5 protein-coding genes are annotated in these 3,351 nt (G+C 69.7%); 1 reads left to right on the plus strand and 4 read right to left on the minus strand.

Annotated elements, in window-relative coordinates; translation table 11 throughout:
* On the minus strand, nt 1–763 hold a 763-nt coding region (locus tag ACFTZL_RS43040; protein ID WP_382595518.1), incomplete at its 3' end, for a sigma-70 family RNA polymerase sigma factor.
* A gap of 277 nt (nt 764–1,040) precedes the next feature.
* Between ACFTZL_RS43040 and ACFTZL_RS43045 the strand changes: the two genes are divergently transcribed.
* The gene (locus ACFTZL_RS43045) at nt 1,041–1,436 is read left to right on the plus strand and encodes a helix-turn-helix domain-containing protein (protein ID WP_382595521.1); all 396 of its coding nucleotides are present in this window, start codon (nt 1,041–1,043) and stop codon (nt 1,434–1,436) included.
* A gap of 25 nt (nt 1,437–1,461) precedes the next feature.
* On the opposite strand, the gene ACFTZL_RS43050 is transcribed toward ACFTZL_RS43045, so the two are convergent.
* The 3 genes from ACFTZL_RS43050 to ACFTZL_RS43060 all read right to left on the minus strand — a co-directional run.
* Complete coding sequence (locus ACFTZL_RS43050; RefSeq protein WP_382595524.1) at nt 1,462–2,064, minus strand: ClpP family protease; 603 nt, start codon at nt 2,062–2,064, stop codon at nt 1,462–1,464.
* The gene (locus ACFTZL_RS43055; RefSeq protein ID WP_382595527.1) at nt 2,064–2,705 is read right to left on the minus strand and encodes an ATP-dependent Clp protease proteolytic subunit; all 642 of its coding nucleotides are present in this window, start codon (nt 2,703–2,705) and stop codon (nt 2,064–2,066) included. Before ACFTZL_RS43055 ends, ACFTZL_RS43050 begins: the two co-directional genes overlap by 1 nt.
* 108 nt (nt 2,706–2,813) lie before the next feature.
* On the minus strand, nt 2,814–3,351 hold a 538-nt coding region (locus tag ACFTZL_RS43060; RefSeq protein WP_382595529.1), incomplete at its 5' end, for an alpha/beta fold hydrolase.

A 3,351-nucleotide genomic window follows, 5' to 3' on the forward strand; every position in this document is an offset into this window, starting at 1 on the left:
CCTCCACGAACCGCATGTGGATGATCTGCCGGTCGCGCTCGCTGAGCTCCGCCATGAGCGGGGCGAGCGAGTGGAAGTCCTCCACGAGCCGCAGCCCGTTCTCCTCGACGCCGATGAAGTCGGCGAGGACCGCCTCGCCGCCCTCCGGCCCGTCGCCGGTGAGCGCGGCGTCCAGCGACGACGAGTTGTACCCGTTCGCGGCGATCTGCCCCTCGACGACCTCGTTCTCGGAGATGTTCATCAGCGTGGCCAGCTCGGCGACCGTCGGCTCGCGGTCCAGCCGGCTGGCGAGTTCCTCGCGGGCCTTGGCCAGCTCCACGCGCAGCTCCTGCAGCCGCCGCGGCACATGCACCGCCCACGTCGTGTCCCGGAAGAACCGCTTGATCTCACCGACGATGTACGGCAGCGCGAAGGAGGTGAACTCGACCTCGCGCGACAGCTCGAACCGGTCGATGGCCTTGATCAGACCGATCATGCCGGTCTGGACGATGTCCTCCATGTCGTCGCCGCGGCCCCGGAACCGGCCGGCCGCGAACCGCACGAGCGACATGTTCATCTCGATCAGCGTGTTGCGCGCGTACTGGTACTCGTGCGTGCCCTCTTCGAGTTCCGTCAGGCGCTGGAAGAACTGGCGGGACAGCGCCCTGGCGTCCCGCGGGGCCACGGACCTCGGGTCCACGACCGGCAGTGCTCCGTCACCCGTCCCGGCCTCGGCGTTCTCCCTGGCGACCTCTGCCTTTGACCGGATCACGGCGGTCTCCATTACCTCTCCCCACGAAGTCACGGCTACATCTGCCTAGGTCCTTCCGGGTTGCGGGTACCCGGGTCGGCGCAACACATGCCCCCGAATGCCGTGCCGCGGAAAATCGGTGGAGCACGGCATTCCGGTCTGCCCATGCTCACCCATATGGCCCACGGTGGGCAAGAGGCAGCGGCGCAGCCCGAGCGCCGGAGCCGAAGTGGCGTGCCCCGCCTCTGATTCCACCCAGGGCGGAACGCCGATCCCTTCCCCTGGCGGCCGGCGCTCCTAGGCTGGAGAAGTGACCAACCACGTGCCGAACGAAGCCCGCGTCATCCCGCTGCGCCCGCAAGGTGCGAGCCCCCCGGCCCCCGCCGTGAAGGAGCCGCTGTGGCGCGACCTGGTCGGTGACGTCCTGCGCAGTGAACGCCTCGCGCAGGAGCGCACGTTGAAGGACGTCGCCGACGAGGCACGGATCTCCATGCCGTATCTGTCGGAGGTCGAGCGCGGCCGCAAGGAGGCCTCCTCGGAGGTCCTCGCGGCCGCCGCCCACGCCCTCGGACTGAGCCTCGGCGACCTGCTGTCGAGGACGCAGGGCGAACTGACCCGCGTCACCTCGCGGTACACGGGCAGCGGCGGCAGCCGCCGAGGGGCGGCGTCCCCGTCCTCGTACGACGGAATGTGCCTGGTCGCCTGAATCCGCCTGCCGGTCGGCCGGCGCCTCAGACCGTCACGAGGCGCCGGCTGAGCACCTCATCAGCCAGCCCGTAGCTCACCGCCTCCTGCGCGGTGAACACCTTGTCGCGGTCCATGTCGGCCCGCAGGGTCGCCACCTCGTGGTGGGTGTGCCGCGCCAGCACCTCCTCGACCTGGGAGCGGATCCTCACCATCTCCCTGGCCTGGAGCGCCAGGTCGGAGACCATGCCGCGCTGTCCTCCGCTCGCCGGCTGGCCGAGCAGCACGCGTGCGTGCTCCAGCACGAACCGCCGTCCGGGGTCCCCGCCCGCCAGCAGCACGGCCGCGGTGGAGGCCGCCTGCCCGACACAGAACGTCGAGATCGGCGCCCGCACGTACGACATGGTGTCGTAGATGGCCATGAGCGAAGTGAACGAGCCCCCGGGTGAGTTGATGTAGATCGCGATCTCGCTCTCCGGGGACGAGGACTCCAGATGGAGAAGCTGCGCGATGACGACGTTGGCGACACCGTCGTCGATCTCCGTGCCGAGGAAGATGATCCGCTCGGAGAGCAGCCGGCTGAACACGTCGTAGGACCGCTCGCCCTGCGGGGTGCGCTCGACGACGTTCGGAATCGTGTAGCTACCCATCACTGCAGCCCCATCCTGCGTCGGCCGGCCGCCGGGCGGACGTCCGCGAGGGACTCCACGACCTGGTCGACCATGCCGTACTCCCTGGCCTCCTCGGCCGTGAACCAGCGGTCCCGGTCGCCGTCCCGGGAGATCGTCTCCTCGCTCTGGCCGGTGTGCTCGGCGGTGATCCGCTCGATGGTCCGCTTGGTGAACTCCAGGTTCTCCGCCTGGATCTCGATGTCGGACGTGGTCCCGCCGATCCCCGCCGACGGCTGGTGCATCATGATCCGCGCGTTGGGCAGGGCATAGCGCTTGCCGGGCGCGCCGACGCTGAGCAGGAACTGGCCCATGCTCGCGGCGAAGCCCATGGCCAGGGTGGAGACGTCGTTCGGGACGAGCCGCATCGTGTCGTAGATGGCGAGGCCCGCGTGCACCGCCCCGCCGGGGCTGTTGATGTACAGGCTGATGTCGGTGCGCGGGTCCTCGGCCGACAGGATCAGCAGTTGGGCGCAGACCCGGTTCGCGGAGACCTCGTCGACCTGGGTGCCCAGCAGCACGATGCGCTGCGCGAGCAACTGGGCGGCCAGATGGTCGTCGAACCGGGTCGGAGAGGTGTCGCCCTCCTCCGCCCGTGGGGCGAGTGTCGTGAGTGGAGTCATCGGTTCTCCTCGTGGTCGGGGTATGCCCTCGACTCCACTCTTGACCTCGGACGATGCTGTTGTGCGGATTCTCTGCCCGCGGCAGATTCGCTACGGGCAGAGCGGGCGTCAGCCCTTCTCGCGCAGCTCCCGGAAGAACGCCCGCACGTCGTCCACCAACAGGCCCGGTTCCTCCATCGCGGCGAAGTGCCCGCCCCGGTCGAACTCGGTCCAGCGGACGATGTTCTCCGTCCGCTCCGCCTTGTGGCGCAGCGGGATCTGCGGGTCGCCGAAGAAGGACGCCACCGCGGTCGGCGCGGTGGAGGGCTCGTGCGGGGCGGCGATCCGCTCGCCCCGGGCGTGGGCGCGCTCGTAGTAGACCCGGGCGGACGAACCCGCCGTGCCCGTCAGCCAGTACAGCATCACGTTCGTGAGCATCAGGTCTCGGTCGACGGCCTCCTCGGGCAGCTCCTCGGAGTCCGTCCACTCACGGAACTTCTCGACGATCCAGGCGAGTTGGCCCACCGGCGAGTCCGTGAGCGCGTACGACAGGGTCTGCGGCCGGGTGGACTGCACGTGGAAGTAGCCGGTCCCGTCGCGCGACCACTTCTCCCACCGGCGCCACGAGATGAGCGTGCGCTCCCGCTCCGCGGGACTCAGCGCGTCC

It is taken from the genome of Streptomyces sp. NPDC056948 (genome assembly GCF_042674225.1).
Lineage (GTDB): Bacteria > Actinomycetota > Actinomycetes > Streptomycetales > Streptomycetaceae > Streptomyces > Streptomyces purpurascens.

What these genes read in the sequence shown, in the direction of transcription:
- ACFTZL_RS43055 (WP_382595527.1), bottom strand. Translation starts at nt 2,705, where the DNA reads ATGACTCCACTCACGACACTCGCCCCACGGGCGGAGGAGGGCGACACC.
- ACFTZL_RS43050 (WP_382595524.1), bottom strand. Translation starts at nt 2,064, where the DNA reads ATGGGTAGCTACACGATTCCGAACGTCGTCGAGCGCACCCCGCAGGGC.